Origin of the sequence: Anaerobiospirillum sp. NML120449, from assembly GCF_023051105.1 — a bacterium.
In the GTDB taxonomy this organism is placed as follows: domain Bacteria; phylum Pseudomonadota; class Gammaproteobacteria; order Enterobacterales; family Succinivibrionaceae; genus Anaerobiospirillum.
In genome coordinates this window covers 68,126-86,329 of the sequence record NZ_JALKIL010000007.1, presented here as the reverse complement: position 1 = coordinate 86,329, position 18,204 = coordinate 68,126, and the positions used below count along the sequence as shown (strand labels likewise).

General features: G+C 49.8%; 8 protein-coding genes and 1 tRNA gene. 6 read left to right on the top strand and 3 right to left on the bottom strand.

Features of this window, described 5'->3' with window-relative positions; translation table 11 throughout:
* Window positions 1-636: 636 nt before the first annotated feature.
* Together MXE41_RS03565 and MXE41_RS03560 are read right to left on the bottom strand one after the other, a co-directional pair.
* Window positions 637-1,719, bottom strand: coding sequence for a YeiH family protein (locus MXE41_RS03565; RefSeq protein ID WP_246976689.1), 1,083 nt, complete (start codon window positions 1,717-1,719; stop codon window positions 637-639).
* 1,200 nt (window positions 1,720-2,919) lie between these two features.
* A complete protein-coding gene (locus MXE41_RS03560) occupies window positions 2,920-3,831 on the bottom strand; it encodes a LysR family transcriptional regulator (protein ID WP_247099394.1) in 912 nt (303 codons plus the stop codon).
* Window positions 3,832-5,132: 1,301 nt separating this feature from the next.
* Here MXE41_RS03560 and MXE41_RS03555 point away from each other — a divergent pair.
* The 4 genes from MXE41_RS03555 (at window position 5,133) to rbfA (ending at window position 10,876) form a co-directional block, all read left to right on the top strand.
* A complete protein-coding gene (locus MXE41_RS03555) occupies window positions 5,133-5,612 on the top strand; it encodes a ribosome maturation factor RimP (RefSeq protein ID WP_247099393.1) in 480 nt (159 codons plus the stop codon).
* 37 nt (window positions 5,613-5,649) lie between these two features.
* Complete coding sequence (gene nusA, locus MXE41_RS03550) at window positions 5,650-7,176, top strand: transcription termination factor NusA (RefSeq protein ID WP_247099392.1); 1,527 nt, start codon at window positions 5,650-5,652, stop codon at window positions 7,174-7,176.
* 15 nt (window positions 7,177-7,191) lie between these two features.
* Window positions 7,192-9,765, top strand: a complete 2,574-nt coding sequence (gene infB / locus MXE41_RS03545; RefSeq protein WP_247099391.1) for a translation initiation factor IF-2 — start codon at window positions 7,192-7,194, stop codon at window positions 9,763-9,765.
* A gap of 637 nt (window positions 9,766-10,402) precedes the next feature.
* Window positions 10,403-10,876 (top strand): 30S ribosome-binding factor RbfA, encoded by a 474-nt coding sequence (gene rbfA, locus MXE41_RS03540; RefSeq protein ID WP_246976699.1) that lies wholly within the window; start codon window positions 10,403-10,405, stop codon window positions 10,874-10,876.
* A 236-nt stretch (window positions 10,877-11,112) separates the two neighbouring features.
* On the opposite strand, the gene MXE41_RS03535 is transcribed toward rbfA, so the two are convergent.
* Window positions 11,113-11,202 (bottom strand) — tRNA-Ser (locus MXE41_RS03535).
* A gap of 998 nt (window positions 11,203-12,200) precedes the next feature.
* Between MXE41_RS03535 and gdhA the strand changes: the two genes are divergently transcribed.
* Together gdhA and MXE41_RS03525 are read left to right on the top strand one after the other, a co-directional pair.
* The gene (gdhA, locus tag MXE41_RS03530; RefSeq protein WP_247099390.1) at window positions 12,201-13,553 is read left to right on the top strand and encodes an NADP-specific glutamate dehydrogenase; all 1,353 of its coding nucleotides are present in this window, start codon (window positions 12,201-12,203) and stop codon (window positions 13,551-13,553) included.
* Between the two features lie 2,924 nt (window positions 13,554-16,477).
* Window positions 16,478-18,091, top strand: coding sequence for a methyl-accepting chemotaxis protein (locus tag MXE41_RS03525; RefSeq protein WP_247099389.1), 1,614 nt, complete (start codon window positions 16,478-16,480; stop codon window positions 18,089-18,091).
* Window positions 18,092-18,204 lie beyond the last annotated feature (113 nt).

Below are 18,204 nucleotides of genomic sequence, written 5' to 3'. Positions count from 1 at the left end.
GTCGTTTTTCGTTTTTATGCTGCATCCTTTTAAGAGGAGCGCATGGTGGCATTTTTGTCTGCCATAAATCAGGATGCCAGTCACCCCTATGCAAGATGACTGACGACATTGTAGTTGTTAGTATGTTTTTAATGGAAATCGTTAAAAAATTCAAGCGAAATTTTTACAGACCGGGCTAAATATTTGATCTGAAATAGATATACATGTGATTTTTAACTGAAATCTGTAAGTATGTGAGAATAATAACTTTTTGCTGATAACCCGGGAGGGCCTGAATCTGCCCCTCCTCAGGATCTGCCTTTGACCCAGCCATTAACCTGGCATCTGTCAGTCAGGTCCAGGCCTTATTGCGGTATGGTCATCAGCACACGGATAAAGCAATGTTAACCATATGTTTTGATGGGCAGCTGTGTCTTGATATGCCGGTGCTCAGGAAGCTGATCACCGGCATGCAGTGTTGCATCATCTGGGCTCCGGAAAGTATTGCTGCACCAGCCGGGCTCCGGCGTGCAGTGCTGCATTAGCCGGGCGCCGGCGTGCAGTGCTGCATTAGCCGGGCGCCGGCGTGCAGGGCTGCATCATCTGGGCTCCGGCGTGCAGGGCTGCATCATCTGGGCTCCGGCATGCAGTGCTGCATCAGCTGAACATGGCTGGAACATAGAGTGCCAGGCAGTAGCCTGCGCCCATGAGCCATGCAAAGAGCATCAGTGCCAGGACAAAAGGTCGGGAGCCGGCTGCCTTGAATTTGTCAAAGCTTGTATCTGTGCCAAGGGCGGTCATTGCCATGGTGAGCATAAAGGTGTCTATATACTCAATGGTGCCGTTAAGCGGGATCTCCTTGACGGTTTGAGCACCGCAGGCATCCTGAATAAAGGTGTTAATCACGATTACAACCAGAAATCCTATGGCAAAGTACGGAATGGTTATCTGTGATTTCTGCTGGTGGCTGCTCTGCTCAGCGCGGCGGGCACGCTGCCAGGAAAGGGCCATGGCCATGATTACCAGTACCGGAGCAAGCATCATGACGCGAATCATCTTGGTAATGGTTGCTGTGCCTGCAATGCCCAGGGCATCTGAAGGATCCATGGCATTACCGGCAGCTGCCACATGGGCTACCTCGTGCAGGGTAGCACCGGTATAAATCGCTGTTCCCATGTCACCAAGTGCGTCCAGCCAGCCTGCGTAATACATTGCAGGGTAGAGGAACATGGCAATGGTACCGAAGATAACAACTGTTGACACAGCTACAGCGGTGATGTGACCAGGGCAGCGCACAACAGATTCAGCGCCCAGAACGGCAGCAGCTCCGCAGATAGCACTGCCTGTTGAGGTCATAAGCGCAGTCTGCTCGTCCATTTTGAGCATTTTGCCAAAGAGTATGCCCAGTAAAATAGTGCTGACTACAATAACAAGGTCTACTACAAAGGCAGGAAGACCTACGGCATAGACATCTGAAAGAGTAAGTCTGAAGCCAAAGAGCACAATGCCTGTTCTCAGGATTTGCTTAGTGCAGAATTTGATTCCTGGAACCCATTGCTCTGGCAGCCTGTTTCGTAATGTGTTGGCGTAAACCGTTCCTATAATGATGCCTATGATCAATGGACTCAAAGAGAGTTTCTTAACAGCCTCAAACTGAGCGATATAGAACGAGGCAAAGGAAAAAACGGCAATTAACATCACACCACTCAGGGTGCCGACACGTTGACCTTTGGAAAACATAGGTTGGTCTCATGCAAGTAAAATTAAGGCTTCTGCATTCCTGTGAAGCGATTGACTGGCGGGCCCTGTCAGTGTCATCCCCCTTGGGAACGCCATCAAGATACGCCAAATGCAAAATCAGATCTAATACTATTTGGTAATGCACTATAACATTTTGTTATAACGGCTTAAGAGCCAGGCATAAGAGTAATTGGATGAAAGCCCATAAAAATAAGGATTTGGGTATATAATCAAACGAACACAAAAGATAAAATTGTCCGCATATAAGGAATGGTTTTACTGTCAAATTTTTCCTGGGGAATAATACAATGTATTTAAAAACAGCCCGTTTTTACAGCATTTTTACTTGAAGGCCATGGCAAGGTGCGGGAAAAGAATGTTTTGGGGGAGCTGATTTGATTAGAAATTTACTGATGTGAAATTTGCCATGATTTTGCGAGGTACTGTAATTTGTTTCCCCTCACTATGGTTATCATGAATGCGTGCATCGCAAGCGTTTACGGTTACAGGGTCACAAGGTATAACCGGGTGAATATTCAGGCAGTAAAATCAGGACTGAGCAAATGCCAGTCAAACAAAAGCCCGCAGCTGTAGGGAAAAATTGAAATATTTGCGAGTACTGATAATTTAATCTGTATTGTTGCGCAGCCATACACCGGCATTAGCCTTAGCTGTAAGGAATAACAGTGCGCATACGTTTGCGGAGCTAATATCCTGGGCCTCTGTGCCATAAGTTATACCTGTTACGCAGAGGTGACATACTCCACTTGATTGCAGAGCAACTCCTGTCATTCCAGGTATTGTCCAGCCCAGCCCATCGAGGCCTCGGCAAGCACGCCGTGCGCAAAGATCAAAACAGGCCCATAAATGCGGCGTCACGGTCCAGGGCATGGCTGAGGCCCTTGGGCCCTCTGTGGATATGAGTGTCCATAAACTGAGGTTATCAGTGACAGTGGATATCTGCACTTCTTTGTCTGAGTGGACAGACTGGCAGTGCTGCAGGCCTCAGCAGACAGGCTGACATGGTCGCATATTGCTGCAGTGGACAGGCTGGCAATGCTGCAGAGCACCGCAGCGGCGCAGAAGCGCAGCTGCACTGCTGCAGTGTGCTGCAGCGCCTGTGCTGCGCTGCTTTGTGTGGCAGCAGATTTTTACGGTGGGGATGGGGACTGGACAGGGAAGCTCGAAGTGGCAGGAACTTTAGAATGTGAGCGGGGATGCCTGCTGGGCGAGCTTTTTTACGTAATCGATAAAGCGTATGGTCATAGCCATCTGGGGGCCAGGGGACTGTACAAAACACAGGGAGCGGGTGAACTTGATGTCCTCTACAGTAAGAGGGCGCAGCAGTCCCTGCTGGACCTCGCGGGCAACAGCATAGCGCGAGAGAATACAGAGGTTTTCCGAGTTCTGGGTAAACAGTTTGATGGCCTCGGTATTGCCAAGGTAAATCTTGATGTTGAGGTCCCTGAGCTTGATGCCGCGACTTACAAGGGCATGCTCAATAGCATCAAGGGTACCTGAACCATGTTCACGCAGCACCAGAGGCAGGGTCATGAACTCTTCAATGGTCAGCCGACCATTGAGACCGATTTTGTTTTTGGCTGCAGTAAGTATGGTCAGCTCATCTTCCATAAATGGAGTATAGGTGAAAGTAGGCATGCGGGCGATGCCCTCTATAAGGCCCAGATCAATGGTTCTTTCATCAAGGGAACGCTCGATAAATCGTGAGTTGCCATTGAGCATGGAAATATCTGCGTGAGGGAAGTCCTCAATAAAGCGGGCCAGGTAGGGCGGCAGAACATACTGGGCAATGGTGGTGCTGGCGCCCATGCGCAGCTGTCCCACATGATCGTTATGCAGCAGATGCATTTCATAGTTAAGAGCGTGGTACTCCTGCAAAATGCGATCGGTATGGTGAAGCAGCAGCTCGCCGGCCTCGGTAAGAGCAATCTTGTTGCCCTGGCGTTCAAAAAGCAGGGCCTGGTACTGATCTTCAAGATTCTTGATATGGCGGGTTACTGCCGGCTGGCTGATAAACAGATCCTGGGCTGCCTTGGTAAAGGACAGATTCCTGGCTGCAGAATAGAATACTTTTAGTCTGAAGTCTGGCATAGTTCTGTCCCTCTGAAACAGTCCTGTTTAGACAGGTCAGGCTGTTGTAATCATGGCGTTTTGTGGCCCCGCTGCCATTATCGCGGCCTCATAACATACAGCCTAATCAGCATGCATGCATGCATTCATTCATTCATTCACATTAACCTGCATGCACCTTAACCTGCATGCAATTTTACCTGTATGCATACACCTTAACCCGCATGTATGCAGCTTAAGCTTTATGTAGACAAAGCCGGGCCCATGGCATTACTTACAAGGTGACTTGCTTATGCGCAGCGTATTTTTTGAAATTGCCTTGCATGGTACCTGGCAGTGAAGAGCAGGTCCGGGCATACATGTTATTCCCTGACAGTGGCATTTCAAGCATAGCACAGAGACCATTGAGTATATGAACATCAGTAACTGTTCAGCCTGACAACATAAAGCATAAGTTGGGGACACCTGAGGTGATGATGCAATTGCTGGTGGACGGGATGCTGTCTGGACCGTCTGGCTGAAATCGCATGTATGCCTTATTTGCAGGCTGCTCAAGCCTGCCTTTGTTGCGCTTAAACAGGTCGGAGGGCACTTACTGTTGATGAGTGCCATGGGCAGTTGTAACAACTTATGTGCTGTTATGGGGGGCAGGGCAGCATTTTCAGGGGCCTGAGATCGGTGATTTTCAGGGATTTTGCTTGCATTTGAGCCCCTTAAATGGTATAAATTGAGCCACTTTGGACTGCATATCATTTCCTGTGTTCTGTACAGGCTTCAGTTCGGAGGATGGTGGCTCAAATGACCCGCTGTACGGGACTGTCTGTGATTCATCCCGTAAGTCATTGCCACTACGTCATCGCCCGATGGCGTGCAGGCAGATTTCCTGTTTTCTGACCAGCTGCAAGACCGCAGGCGTCAGAGACATTAAAGTTGCCCTGCAAATCAGGTGCAACTTTTAAAAGAAGCCCCAGTATCGGGGCTTTTTTATTTCCAAAAATCCACTCAGCAGTCTTTCAGGCACATCTTTTCTTCCTTAATTTCAGACTTCATGCACTTTACCGGCACAGTGTTCTTTATGCCTGTAACAGTGCTGTCTGTTTTAAAGCCGCGCAGGCTCAAGCAGTGGATCGGACAAGGGTGAGCATTTGCCTTGTCATGGAAAGATTTCCGGTTAGGTACGGATTGCATCCGGCTGAATGCCGGGACGGGAGCAGAGGCTGCGACGTTTTCAGCCCTGCAGTGAGGGTAAGTCGGAAACTGTGTCTCAGTGATAAAGGACAGCGGTAGATTTCGGCGCAGACCCTGTTTTTTAAGAGGTATTAATGGCTGGAAGTTTAGAGCAGAAGCTTCAGGAGCTCATCGAGCCAATAGTCCAATCATATGGCATGGAGCTGTGGGGACTACGTTATCGTGCCGGTAGAAATACCGCACATTTGCAGATTTTTGTAGAAGGCAAAGACGGTGTAGATGCCGATGCCTGTGGTGAAATCACCAACACGCTGTCACCCCTGCTGGACACAGCTGATTTAATTGATCCGGCCTATATTCTGGAAGTTTCGTCACCTGGAATGGATCGCATTCTTTTTACCAGAGAGCAGCTGGCTGCCAGTACAGGTCAGGAGGTCACAGTTTCTTTAAAGATTGCCTCCGAAGGGCGCAGAAAGATTGAGGGCAAACTGTTAAGTGTTGCCGAGGACGGAAGCTTTACCGTCATGGACAAGAATGCCAGCAGCGAGTTTGTAATCGCTTTTGAGAATGTTTCAGTGGCACGTATTGTCCCGGATTTTTCAGCATTAATTTAGGAGAGATGCTAAGGCATCATCAAAGAGGTTATACCAGATGGGTAAGGAAATCATTGCGATAGCCGAGGCGCTCTCCAATGAGAGAGCAATTCCAAAGGAGAAGATTTACGAGGCTTTGGAAACTGCTTTGGCAACAGCCACCAAGAAGAAGTACACAGTAGATATTGATGTACGCGTTGAGATTGACCATAAGGAAGGCAATTACACCACCTTCCGTCGCTGGGTAGTAGTGGACACCGACGGTCCGCTGGCCAACCCTGCTCAGGAAATCTCCCTGGCTGCCGCCCGTGAAGAATATCCAAACATTGCTGAGGGTGACATCGTTGAGGATGAAATCCCTTCAGTAACTTTTGACCGTATCACCATTCAGACTGCCAAGCAGGTTCTTTCCCAGAAAGTTAAGAATGCCGAGCGTGAGCAGCTTATTGCCGAGCAGCGCGATCGCCTTGGTCACGTTGTAAACGCTACTGTAAAGCGTCCTGGCCGTGAGTTCATGATTCTTGATCTGGGTAATGGTGCTGACGGTATTCTGCGCCGTGATCAGATGATCCCTCACGAGACCTTTGGCCGTGGCGATCGTATCCGCGTTCTGTTAATTGACATCAAGCCTGAGGGCAAGGGTCCACAGCTGGTATGTTCACGTACTGCTCCTGAGTTCCTTGCTGAGCTGTTCCGTATTGAGGTTCCTGAGATTGGTCAGGACGTCATTGAGATCATGGGCGTCGCCCGTGACCCAGGCTCACGTGCCAAGATTTCCGTACGCTCCAAGGACAAGCGCATTGATCCACGCGGTGCTTGTATCGGTATGCGCGGTGCCCGTGTAATGGCCGTTTCTAATGAGCTTTCCGGTGAGCGCATTGATATCGTTCTGTGGGATGAAAACCTCGCCCAGTACGTTACCAATGCCATGGAGCCGGCTGAGGTTTCCCGTATCGTTATTAACGATGAAAGCCACAGCATTGATCTGGCTGTTGCTGACGACAATCTGGCTCTGGCCATTGGCCGTAATGGTCAGAATGTACGTCTGGCCTCCCAGGTTCTGGGCTGGAATCTTCAGGTTAAGGCTGAGAGCGACATGGATCGCGAGCTTGCTGAGGAAGCTGCTCAGATCGTCAAGTTCTTTGTTGAGAATCTCGACATTGACGAGGAGTTCGCTCAGGTTCTGGCCGATGCCGGCTTCCACACTCTTGAGGAAGTTGCATACGTTCCAGCTGAAGAGTTCCTTGAGATTGAGGGACTTGACGAGGAGCTGGTCAAGGCTCTGCAGGATAACGCCCGTAAGGCAATTGCCGCTCATGAGGACGAGCTCAAGAGACAGGGTGCAGACGAATTAATCAAGGTTCCAGGTATTGATACCGAGCTGGCCATTGCTCTGGTTGGCAAGGGTATTAAGACCATGGAAGATCTGGCTGAGCAGGCCATCGATGACCTTCTCGATCTGGGTATCGATGAGCAGCGTGCCGGCGATATCATCATGAACGCCCGCAATCTTACCTGGTTTAAGGATGAGAGCACCGACGGTGAGTCTCAGGAAGAGCCTCAGACCGATGCAGCTCAACAGTAAAGGGGAAAGTAACATATGGTAGATGAGACCAAAACCACTGAGGAAAAGTCTCCTAAGCGCATGTCTTTAAATCGTTCTGCCCACTCAACTGTTAAGGTGCAGGATTCCACCGGCAAGCGTAAGGTTGTACAGGTTGTTCACAAGAAAAAACTGAATTTCGATGCTGAGCAGCTGCGCAAGGAGCAGGAAGAGAAAGAGCGTCTTGAGGCAGAGGCCGCAGCAAAGGCCAAGGCCGCAGCTGAAGCCGAGGCCAAAGCCAGGGCTGAAGCTGAAGCCAAGGCCAGGGAAGAGGCAAAGGCCAAGGCCGCTGCTGATGCTGCTGCCCGCGCTGAGGCCGAGGCCAAAGCCAAAGCTGCTGCTCAGGCTGCAGCAGCTGCCAATGCTGAAAAGGCTCAGGACAAGAACCGCGTAGAGGAAGACGCTGAGACTGCCAAGTTAAAGCGTGCTCAGGAAGAAGAGCAGGCCCGCAAGCTTGAGCTTGAGACTGCACGTCAGGCCGAAGAGGCCCGTCGCCTTGCTGAGGAAAATGAAGAGCGCTGGGCTGCTGAAGAAGAAGAGCGTCGTCGTATTAATGAGTCTGACGGCTTAAGCACCGCTTCTGTTTACGTTCGTGAGGCTGAGGCCCGTCAGGAGCGTGAAGAAGAGAACCGTGGCCGTCACCGTACCAGTGACCGCACTGGCGGCAAGACTGTTACCAAGAAGCGCGAAGACAGCGACACTTCCGGATTTGCAGGCCGTGGTGGCCGTACAGGCAAGAAGGTACAGACCCGCAATCAGCGTTCTGTAAGCGGCGCTGCCAAGGCTAACCAGCAGCAGCACGGCTTCAACCGTCCAGTTGCACCTGTATCACGTGAAGTTATTCTGGGCGAGACCATTACTGTTGCCGAGCTGGCTCAGAAGATGGCCGTTAAGAGCGCCGAGGTTATCAAGTGCCTGATGAAGCTGGGCGAAATGGTAACCATCAACCAGGTTATTGATCAGGGTACCGCTCAGATCGTTGTTGAGGAAATGGGCCACAAGGCTGTTCTGCGTAAGGAGAACGAGCTTGAGGAGTCCCTGCTCGCCGATCGTCAGGTTGACGCCAAGGCTCAGCCTCGTGCTCCTGTTGTTACCATCATGGGTCACGTTGACCATGGTAAGACCTCTCTGCTGGACTTCATCCGCAAGTCCAAGGTAGCTGCCGGTGAAGCCGGTGGTATTACCCAGCGTATTGGTGCTTACCACGTTGATACCCGTGGTTCAGGTATTACCTTCCTTGATACCCCAGGTCACGCCGCCTTTACCGCAATGCGTGCCCGTGGTGCTCAGGTAACCGACATCGTAGTTCTGGTAGTAGCTGCTGACGACGGCGTAATGCCTCAGACTCTGGAAGCTATCCAGCACGCCAACGCCGCCAAGGTTCCTTTAATCGTGGCTATTAACAAGATTGATAAGCCAGGTGCCGAGCCTATGCGCGTTACCAACGAGCTTATTCAGCATGGCGTTATCCCTGAGTCCATGGGTGGCGAGGTGCAGTTCGTTGAGGTATCCGCCAAGACTGGTCAGGGCGTTGATGAGTTATTAGAAGCCATTCTGTTACAGTCTGAGGTTCTTGAGCTGACTGCCGTAGCTGAAGGCCTGGCTTCTGGTGTTGTTATCGAGTCCCGTCTTGATAAGGGCCGTGGTCCTGTTGCCTCCGTACTGGTACGTGAGGGTACTCTGCACAAGGGTGACGTGGTTCTGTGTGGTCTTGAGTATGGCCGTGTACGTTCCTTACGTAATGAAAAGGGTCAGAACCTGGACGACGCCGGTCCATCCGTACCTGTTGAGATCTTCGGTCTGTCCGGTGTTCCTGATGCCGGTGACGAAGTTACCGTAGTACGTGACGAAAAGAAGGCCCGTGAAGTTGCTCTGTTCCGTCAGGGCAAGTTCCGTGAACTCAAGATTGCCAAGCAGCAGAAGGCCAAACTTGAGAACATGTTCAAGGACAACCAGGCTTCCGAGCTCAATGTTGTTCTTAAGGCCGATACTCAGGGCTCTGTTGAGGCTATCTCTGATGCTCTTAACAAGCTGGCTACTGATGAGGTTAAGGTTAATATCATCGGCTCAGGTGTTGGTGGTATTACCGAAACTGACGCCACTCTGGCTACCGCATCCTCCGCAATTATCGTGGGCTTCAACGTCCGTGCTGATGCTCCAGCCCGCCGCGTAATTGAGACTGAGGGTGTTGACCTGCACTACTACAGTGTTATTTACGACCTCATCGATGACGTTAAGAGCGCCATGTCAGGTATGCTCAAGGCTGAGGTTCAGCAGCGCATTATCGGTCTTGCTGATGTGCGTGAAGTATTCCGTCATCCAAAGTTCGGCTTCATCGCTGGCTGTATGGTTACCGAAGGCGTGGTCAAGCGTTCCGCTCCAATCCGCGTGCTGCGTGACAATGTTGTTATCTACGAAGGCGAGCTCGATTCCCTGCGTCGCTTCAAGGATGACGTCAGCGAGGTCAAGAACGGCAACGAGTGCGGTATCTGCGTTAAGAACTACCAGGACGTACGCGTTGGAGACCAGATCGAAGTGTTCGAGAACGTCGAGGTCAAGCGTACTCTGTAGTTACGCTTTACCAGCCCCTGAGGCAGCATAGTACTGCAGCGCAATGTGCTGCAGTCACTGCCGCCAGATGGAGCACGTGGGGCTGCTGTGCCTCCGCCCAAAAACTCATACCCATATGGCTTAATGAGTTGGCAGGGCAGCAGGTGCAGTCAGCCCCTTTCATGAAAAAGGCTTCATGCTTTAGATAAGGATGAGGCTTTTTTTGTATTTCCGGCCCCTCTGCACGCAGAGCAGACGCACCAGCTGTGCCTGACGGCCGTGATGCCTGATAAGGGTCATAAAGCTCAGGGCAGGCACGTACACCGCCTCAGCCCGTATTATGCTGCTGTGCATCCTGCAAGCCTGCACCTGCAGCTTAGCATCCTGCAATTCTGCTGCTGCAGCTGACCTGCATGCTACTTAGCAGCATACATCATGCAGTGGCTCAACATGCAGCTGAGCATCAGGCTAAGCCCAACCCAGGGGCTGTCCTGAGTACTGCAGAGCATGTAAGCAGCAGGGCCAGCCACAGGCTGGCAATGCTCAAGTGCATGAGCCTTGCGGCTAATTGCTGGTTTAACAGCGTGAAATGACCGGAAACAGGCCCGTAACCACTAATACACCAACGTAGGACTACGTGGGTCGTGGAGAAAAGCTTATGGCAAAAAGTTATGGACGCAATGAGCGTATTGCCTCTTCGTTATTACGTGAGGCTTCACGCATTCTTGCAACTGAAATTAAGGATCCGCGCATTCAGATGGCCACAGTGACTGAGGTCCGTGTTGCCCCTGATCTGCGTAATGCAACCATTTTCGTATCCTTCATTGATGACAGTGAGGACAAGGTCAGCGAGGCCATGCAGGTGCTCGATAAGGCCAGGGGCTATATCCGCTCTACCATGGCCTCCCGCCTGAAGATGCGCTACATGCCTAAAATCACTTTCAGCTTTGATACCCTGATTAAGGAAAGCATGCGTATCGATGCCCTTATTGCCAGGGGGCTTGGTGATTCAGATGAGCCAGGCCTCAGGGTAGATGAGGACTACGACGATCCTGATTATGACAATGATCAGGATGATGACAGCAACAGCAACAGGGCTGATGACGGCAACTCTGACAAAGACACTTTATAAATCTTTTGAAGAGAGCAAAACTCAGCTGTCATAGCAAGTTTAAAGAAATTTCCAGCTACTGAGAAAAAGTTCTTAAACCTGGATTTTTTGCTGCATTTCAATGAAAAAACCCTCCTTTCTGTACAGATCGGAGGGTTTTTTTGTTGATTATTGCTGATTTTTGGGATTTCATTTTTTGCTTTTATGTATCTATGAGGCGGGCAAAAAATAAAAGGCCTGAGCCTTTTGAATCCTGATGGCGGATGGAGTGAGATTCGAACTCACGGAGGACGCAAATCCTCGACGGTTTTCAAGACCGTTGCATTCAACCGCTCTGCCATCCATCCGCATCGGTTTTGCGCACATTATACCTGGTTTTAACTGATATGCAAGAAAAACAGGTAAAAAGGGTTCACCGCGCCTGCATACAGGCTTTTGTCGGGGATTTACCGTCCACTATGTCTCGTTTAAGGGGGCAGTCAGATGTAGCACCTGTGCCTGATTCTGCGGCAGTGCCTGTGCACTGGGTCTGCGGCAGTGCCTGTGCACTGGGTCTGCGGCAGTGCCTGTGCACTGGGTCTGCGGCAGTGCCTGTGCACTGAGTCTGCGGCAGAACCTGTGCCTGAGTCTGCGGCAGCACCTGTGCCTGAGTCTGTGGCAGTGTCTGTGCCCTGACTGATCACTGGATAAAGCACAGCAGTATGCAGTGGGCAGGCTCTCATTTAGATTTGTGCGCCGGGTTTGAGGGCTCAGCATGCAGATGCAGCTTCAGCTGCATTTTTACTCAGGGCAGGGCGGGGCAGGGCAGGATGGGCTTTGTTGCTGAAAGTCATCAGTGTTGCTGCCATGTGGTTTGCAGCCAGGGGGTATAGCGGCTGACGTTGTCGATGGATTGCAGCTAATTGGGGCATCCGGCACTGATGTTTATGAATGTGAGGACTGTTGCTGTCATTTGGAGATCAATTTTGGAGAGGTGGTGAGAGCTGTATCTCAGAAATTTGGGGGATATTGCTCACATTATGATGGTTTTGCTGCACTGTTTTTGAAGCGTAATTTTAGAGTCGATCTGGGGGAAATTGAGTGTCAATGATGCTCTGTGCGGAAATATTTAGATTCTCTATTCTGATAAATATAATGTTTGACTTTATTTTGTCCTGGCGAGGGCGTGATTTTTGACTTAATTTTGATCTTGAAAAACCGCGTCCAAATTGGTGCGGTAATTTTCATTTATGGTGCTTAATTCAGGAATTATGGGGCCTGATTCATATTTTTATTGCCCCATAGGGGCGGGGCGCGTAAATTATCACCATCGACTTCAATCTTGCAATTAAACAGGAGACTTTCCATGTCTTATTCACAGCAGGTTTTCTCTGAGCTTTCCGCTCGTTACTCCTATCAGCCAGAATTCTTACAGGCCGTTGAAGAGGTATTAGGTACCTTACAGCCTGCTCTCGACAAGAATCCTGCCTACCAGAAGAATAAGATCCTGGAGCGCATCGTTCAGCCTGAGCGTGTTATCCACTTCCTTGTACAATGGGTTGATGACAAGGGTGAGATTCAGGTAAACCGTGGCTACCGTGTTCAGTTCAACTCTGCTATCGGTCCTTACAAGGGCGGCCTGCGTTTCCACCCAACCGTTAACGAGGGCGTATTAAAGTTCTTAGGCTTTGAGCAGATCTTCAAGAACTCCTTAACCGGTACCCCTATCGGCGGCGGCAAGGGCGGTTCCGACTTCGATCCTAAGGGCAAGTCTGACAACGAAGTTATGCGTTTCTGTCAGGCCTTCATGGTTCAGCTCTATCGCTATATCGGCAACACTATTGACGTACCAGCTGGTGACATCGGTGTAGGCGGCCGTGAAATTGGTTACCTGTACGGTGCATACAAGCGCATCACCACCTCCTACGAGGGTGTATTAACCGGTAAGGGTCTCAGCTGGGGTGGTTCCCTGGCCCGTACTGAGGCTACCGGTTACGGTACTGTTTACTTCGCTCAGGAAATGCTCAAGGAGCGTGGTGACTCTCTTGAGGGCAAGGTCTGTGCTGTTTCCGGTGCCGGTAACGTATCCATCTACTGTTGTGAGAAGCTCTACCAGGTAGGTGCCAAGCCAGTAACCGTATCTGACTCCCGTGGTTCCATTTACGACACCAATGGTATCAACGTTGACGTCTTAAAGCAGGTCAAGGAAGTTGAGCGCGCCTCCTTAACCCGTTACGCTGAGCTGGTTCCAACCGCCAAGTATGTTCCTGTTTCTGAGTATCCAGAGGGCAGACACTTTGTATGGACCGTTCCATGTGATGCTGCATTCCCATGTGCCACCCAGAACGAGCTCTTCCTCGAAGATGCCAAGACCTTATTAAGCAACGGCTGTAAGTGTGTTGCTGAAGGCGCCAACATGCCATCCACCATCGATGCCATCAACGCTTTCCTTGCTGCCAAGATTGCCTACGGCCCAGCCAAGGCTGCCAACGCCGGTGGTGTAGCTACCTCCCAGCTTGAGATGGAGCAGAACGCCTCCATGACTTCCTGGTCATTCGAGAAGGTTGACTCCAAGCTGCACGAGATTATGGTTAACATCCACCGTAATGCTGCTGAAACTGCCCGTGAGTTCGGTGAAGAGGGTAACCTGGTATTAGGTGCCAACATCGCCGGCTTCCGTAAGGTAGCTGACGCAATGATTGCTCAGGGTGTACTCTAATCAGCCATATTCAGCTGACCTGATCAGCTGAGCAAAAGATTGAAGCGAGGGCTCGGGCCACCGGAAACTTTCCGGCAGCCTGGGCTCTTAGCTTTTCAGGGGCTGACCAGCAGCCATAATGGCTTCTAACGTCCAATCCTTTCCTGTCCAGTCACATCTCATCTCATCTTATCGCGTCTAATCTAATTCATTATTCACCATCCTGTCCCAGCTCGTCCCATCCCCTCCATCCCAGCCACATCTCATCTAATCTAATTCATCGTGTCCCACCCCATCACATCCCATCTTGTCCAGGCCCGTCCCATACCCTTTCATCCCATATCATTTCGTCATAACACGTCATTCAATACGCCCAGCACAGCGCATCCTTCAGTCCTGCCAGCACAGCACATTAAATTCAGTAATTTACTCAGCTCTCTCGCTTGCATCAAATCCTTGCTGAGACAGTATTTTCCGATAACGCCTGGACCCGTCCTATGCTGTCTTACTATAAGTTCATTACCCGATGCATGCCATAATCAGTAAATCTCTGTAAATTACTTTATAAAGTGTCATGCAGCTTTTCGTGTCAGAGTTCTTTACTTTTGAATTGGCAGGTTAAGGCGATTAATCGCGACAAGAGTGCGTGTTTCAGTTATTAAATTTCGCAGGCAGCTGCTCCTCCCAGTTTTTCCATGGCTTGCAAGGCATTTCCAGTGATGGCCTGCTGCAAAGCGTATAGCGTTTTACATGGGAATTGGGAGGTGTGCCTTGCGACTGTTCGTACATTTCCGAAATTTCATTTATTCCGTTATCCTGTGATTTACCGTCAGGGCTTTTAGCCTGGCGGTTTGCAGTCGTGTTCAGCTAATTATGGCAATCCCTGTAATATCCAAATTTCCTGTCAGCTGACGGGGAGTTACTTCAGTCCTTTTGCTTGTTTCACCTGCAGGCGTCTGGGGCTGTTCGTAGTGATTTGTTGGAGGCAAGGGTCAGTAGTCTCGTGCCATGGTGATGGTAGCGGGCGAAGCTGACGGGGATGAGGCATGGCTATGGCTATGGCTGTGGTTATGGGTGATGAGGGAAGCTGGCAGTACTTTCTACAGGTACTTTTGGTGGGGGAGTGTCTTTTCTTATAGATAGGAATATGTGTATATTCGGTCTGTATCAAGTCCGCACTGTAGATGCTCATGTTTTCCTGGATGCCGGTGGTACGTGGTTTAGCTTATGCTTCGCGCAATTTGTTTTGTGGTGGTACTTTTTGATTAGGGGGCTGAAACTTTTTATGAATTTATACAGGTGAATCTGATTTGCAAGATGCAAATATTTTTCATCTGTTTTGCGCAAAGCGGCATTCCTGCGTGGTGGGTCATTATGGGTACATGATCAAGCTCACTATAACAATCTATAGATGTAGCTTTAATTTTTTTGTGATGCTATAAATAGCTAATCATTATTCGTCAAATTACATGGAAAGCTGTATCAATAACACCTCATAAGCAGATGATACAGCAGGCGCAGTATACCTGCGCATTGTGGCAAATCGTCATAAATACGGTGTTTTTGAAAAGCTAATTTGATTTGTTGCATCAGTAAGGCGCATTGTCTGATCGCATGTTTACTTGTAGACAAGTGCTTTGCTGAACATTTCAGTACGTGCAAATCAAACATGTTCTCTGATACCTGTCAAAGCAGGGTACAGAAGATTTCTGGAACATGCCGGTTCATTGAAGAGCCGGTGAACACCTGGAGCAATTTCTGAAAGTAACAGCGGTGTGGTCCCCTTGTATATCATGCCGTGTCTGGCTCCATAGAGCCCTGCCTCCTGACATGCGCAACTGTGCGGGTGTGGGGAGTGGCTGATATGGAGGTCCTTATGCAGCTTATGCATTCAGGCATAGTTGAGCTGTTTTTGGACAGACAAATCCGTATACAGCAGTTTTATGTAACAGGCATGCAGGTCCTGAGTTTCCTGGCTGCCTGCCAGTCCCTGCCTGTCAGGGACCAAATTACAGTCGCGAGGACTGTGAGTATTTTGCATGACTAATTCATGCTGCGATTGAGCGCTCTGACTGGTTACAGCAGCGCATCTGTCAGACAGACAAAAGGCAGATCTTCATTTCTTTTTTCCCTTTTCTACGCACCATGGGACAGGTACGCCTGCATCCCACGATTTTTGCCATGCTTGCAATGTACAGGCACGGTCGCCCTGTTGCACCCCAAAAGTTTCTGGTGCTGGTGTTAAATGGCTTAAATATCAGAAAAGGGAAGGTATTAAATGACTGATACGTCAAATTGAAAGAGCTTCAGCTGGTGCTGCCTAAGCGTGATTTTCATGCTGGTCAGACATGCTTCAATGTGCTGATGTTCTGTTGTTTTTTGCTTTTAATTTTGCCGGTGCCCGAAGTTTATTGATTGTGCGCGCCGCAACCTGATGCCTGACCTGGCAAGGAGCTTTATCGTTCTGGCAATGTCGGCTGACAACAAAAGTTTGCATTCATGCAGGCCTCAATACGCGGGACAGGCATGCTCTGGCAACGGCCGTAAGCGCTGCGCTACAGTCGCGGCTCCGTTTTGAGTTCGGGGCGCGGTATGACCAGGTAAGGCCAGGTGCGCTTTTCTTTATTTACTTTACTTTGCTTTTTAGCTGGCAGGATGGACCTTTCGGTACCTGGTGATTAAACAGCTTGCCGGTAAGGGCCACAGGTCAAAAGGTTTCTTTAATTTTGTAGAAAGGATTTCTGCAGATATATCGGGCTGCTGTCTGATGTGCGGCATCTGTCCCCTGTCTCAATATGTTTTCATACAGGAGAGAAGGACGCAGATCTTTCAGAGAGCATGTCCTGATTCCCTTTATTTATTACTGTGTGGTGGGAGTTTCTGCAGTTAAGGCTGTGCCTTGCGCACAGTTATTTTGTTGTGATCAACTATTCTGGATTGTCGTTATGAGTTGGTATTTCAGGCTTCCTATCAAGGTCAAGCTTTTGCTGAGCTTCAGCTGTCTTATTATCCTCACCCTCACCATTACTGGTTCAGCTCTTGTTTCCATGAAAAGGTCTCAGGAAGTAGCTACATACGTGCACTGGACCCTTGAGGAGCGTTATCAGCGTATCAGCCGTGTTAACGATGCCGGACGTAAGCTGCAGAAGTCACTGTTTATTTTCTGTTCTGCCAAGGAGTACGACTTTAAGGCTCCTACCGTACAGGAAATGACTACCATGGCCAGCAATTTCAGACGTTATGCTGATGCTCTGGTTCCTGGCAGCTACCCAAATGAAATTGGCGGAATTAAGCGTGATGCTGCCAAACTGCTTGATATTCTTGAGCAGCGTGTAGTTCCTCTCGTGCGCGATGATAAGGGCCGTGAGGCTATCTTCGTCTATGCCAATGAGCTGGTGCCTGTTTTTTCTGATATGGAAGCCAAGTTCCAGTACCTTAGCAATGGTTTCTTTACTGAAGTATTCCGTCAGGTGGACAGCATTGCAGAGGACACTCCTGTATATATTGTGCTGGTAATCAGTGTTCTGGCTGTAATCTTTTCCCTGATTATTGCCATGATGACCTCCTCTTATATCAAGAGCGCTGTATTCATGGTAATTCAGGATCTCAAGCGTCTTGAGGAGCAGGACTTTTCTGTTCCGGCTCAGAGCAAGTACAACGATGAATTTGGTTACCTCACCAGATCCCTTGAGAGTCTGCGAGTCAATCTTTCGAGTGATATCAATAATCTGGTTAATCTTGCAGATAACCTTGCAGAGGAAATGCATCATGCCAGCGCTCTGGCCGAGCGTCTTGAGCAACATGCTGCCGAAACCGAAAATCGCTCTATCACAGTAGCAGCAGCGGCCAATCAGATGGTAGCTACCACTGAAGAAATTGCCAAGAACTGCGATCGGGCTGCTTCCATTGCCCAGACCTCTGCAGATAAGACTGCTGAGGGTATGACCAAGGCCAAGGAATCCATTAATGCCATTTATGAGCAGTCTGAAATTACAAAGACCAATGGAAAGCAGATTGAGGAGGTGGTTAACCAGTCACGTAGCATTAACAGCATTGTAAATACCATTGATGAGATTGCTGCCCAGACCAATCTGCTGGCTCTTAACGCTGCCATTGAGGCTGCCCGTGCCGGTGAGGCTGGTCGTGGTTTTGCCGTGGTTGCCGATGAAGTTCGTGCTCTGGCCAGCCGTACCAGCTCCTCTACCAGTGAGATTACCGACAAGGTGGATCGCATGGTAAACGTAGCCAATGAGGCCAATGATTCCATGGGCCGCTCTGTTACTGGCATTACTGCACTTGCTGAAAACACCTCTGTGCTTGACCACGTCTTAAATGACATTCTAAATAACGTACAGAATGTAAACAACCAGATCTCTCAGATTGCTGCCTCAGCTGAAGAGCAGAGCACTTCAAGCAACGAAATTTCCGCTTCCATGCAGGAACTGACCAACACCACCAGGGATGTGGCCAAGATTGCTGAGGAAACCAGCGAACTGGTTAACAACTCATTCAATCAGATTGAGAGCTTCAAGGCGCTGATCGGCCGCTTCAAGCTGTAAGGGCCGACAGTGGGCTCAGTTACGTCACAGCCTGTCTGAGCCAGAGCCCGGCGCCAGCTGTGAGCAGGTGCAAGGTTGCTGACGGCCGCTCTCCGGCCTTGCAGGCAGCGCTC

Bases quoted from the DNA above. Each gene is read 5' to 3' on its own strand.
- MXE41_RS03560 (WP_247099394.1), bottom strand. From the start codon at position 3,831: ATGCCAGACTTCAGACTAAAAGTATTCTATTCTGCAGCCAGGAATCTG.
- nusA (WP_247099392.1), top strand. From the start codon at position 5,650: ATGGGTAAGGAAATCATTGCGATAGCCGAGGCGCTCTCCAATGAGAGA.
- MXE41_RS03555 (WP_247099393.1), top strand. From the start codon at position 5,133: ATGGCTGGAAGTTTAGAGCAGAAGCTTCAGGAGCTCATCGAGCCAATA.
- gdhA (WP_247099390.1), top strand. From the start codon at position 12,201: ATGTCTTATTCACAGCAGGTTTTCTCTGAGCTTTCCGCTCGTTACTCC.
- infB (WP_247099391.1), top strand. From the start codon at position 7,192: ATGGTAGATGAGACCAAAACCACTGAGGAAAAGTCTCCTAAGCGCATG.
- MXE41_RS03565 (WP_246976689.1), bottom strand. From the start codon at position 1,719: ATGTTTTCCAAAGGTCAACGTGTCGGCACCCTGAGTGGTGTGATGTTA.
- MXE41_RS03525 (WP_247099389.1), top strand. From the start codon at position 16,478: ATGAGTTGGTATTTCAGGCTTCCTATCAAGGTCAAGCTTTTGCTGAGC.
- rbfA (WP_246976699.1), top strand. From the start codon at position 10,403: ATGGCAAAAAGTTATGGACGCAATGAGCGTATTGCCTCTTCGTTATTA.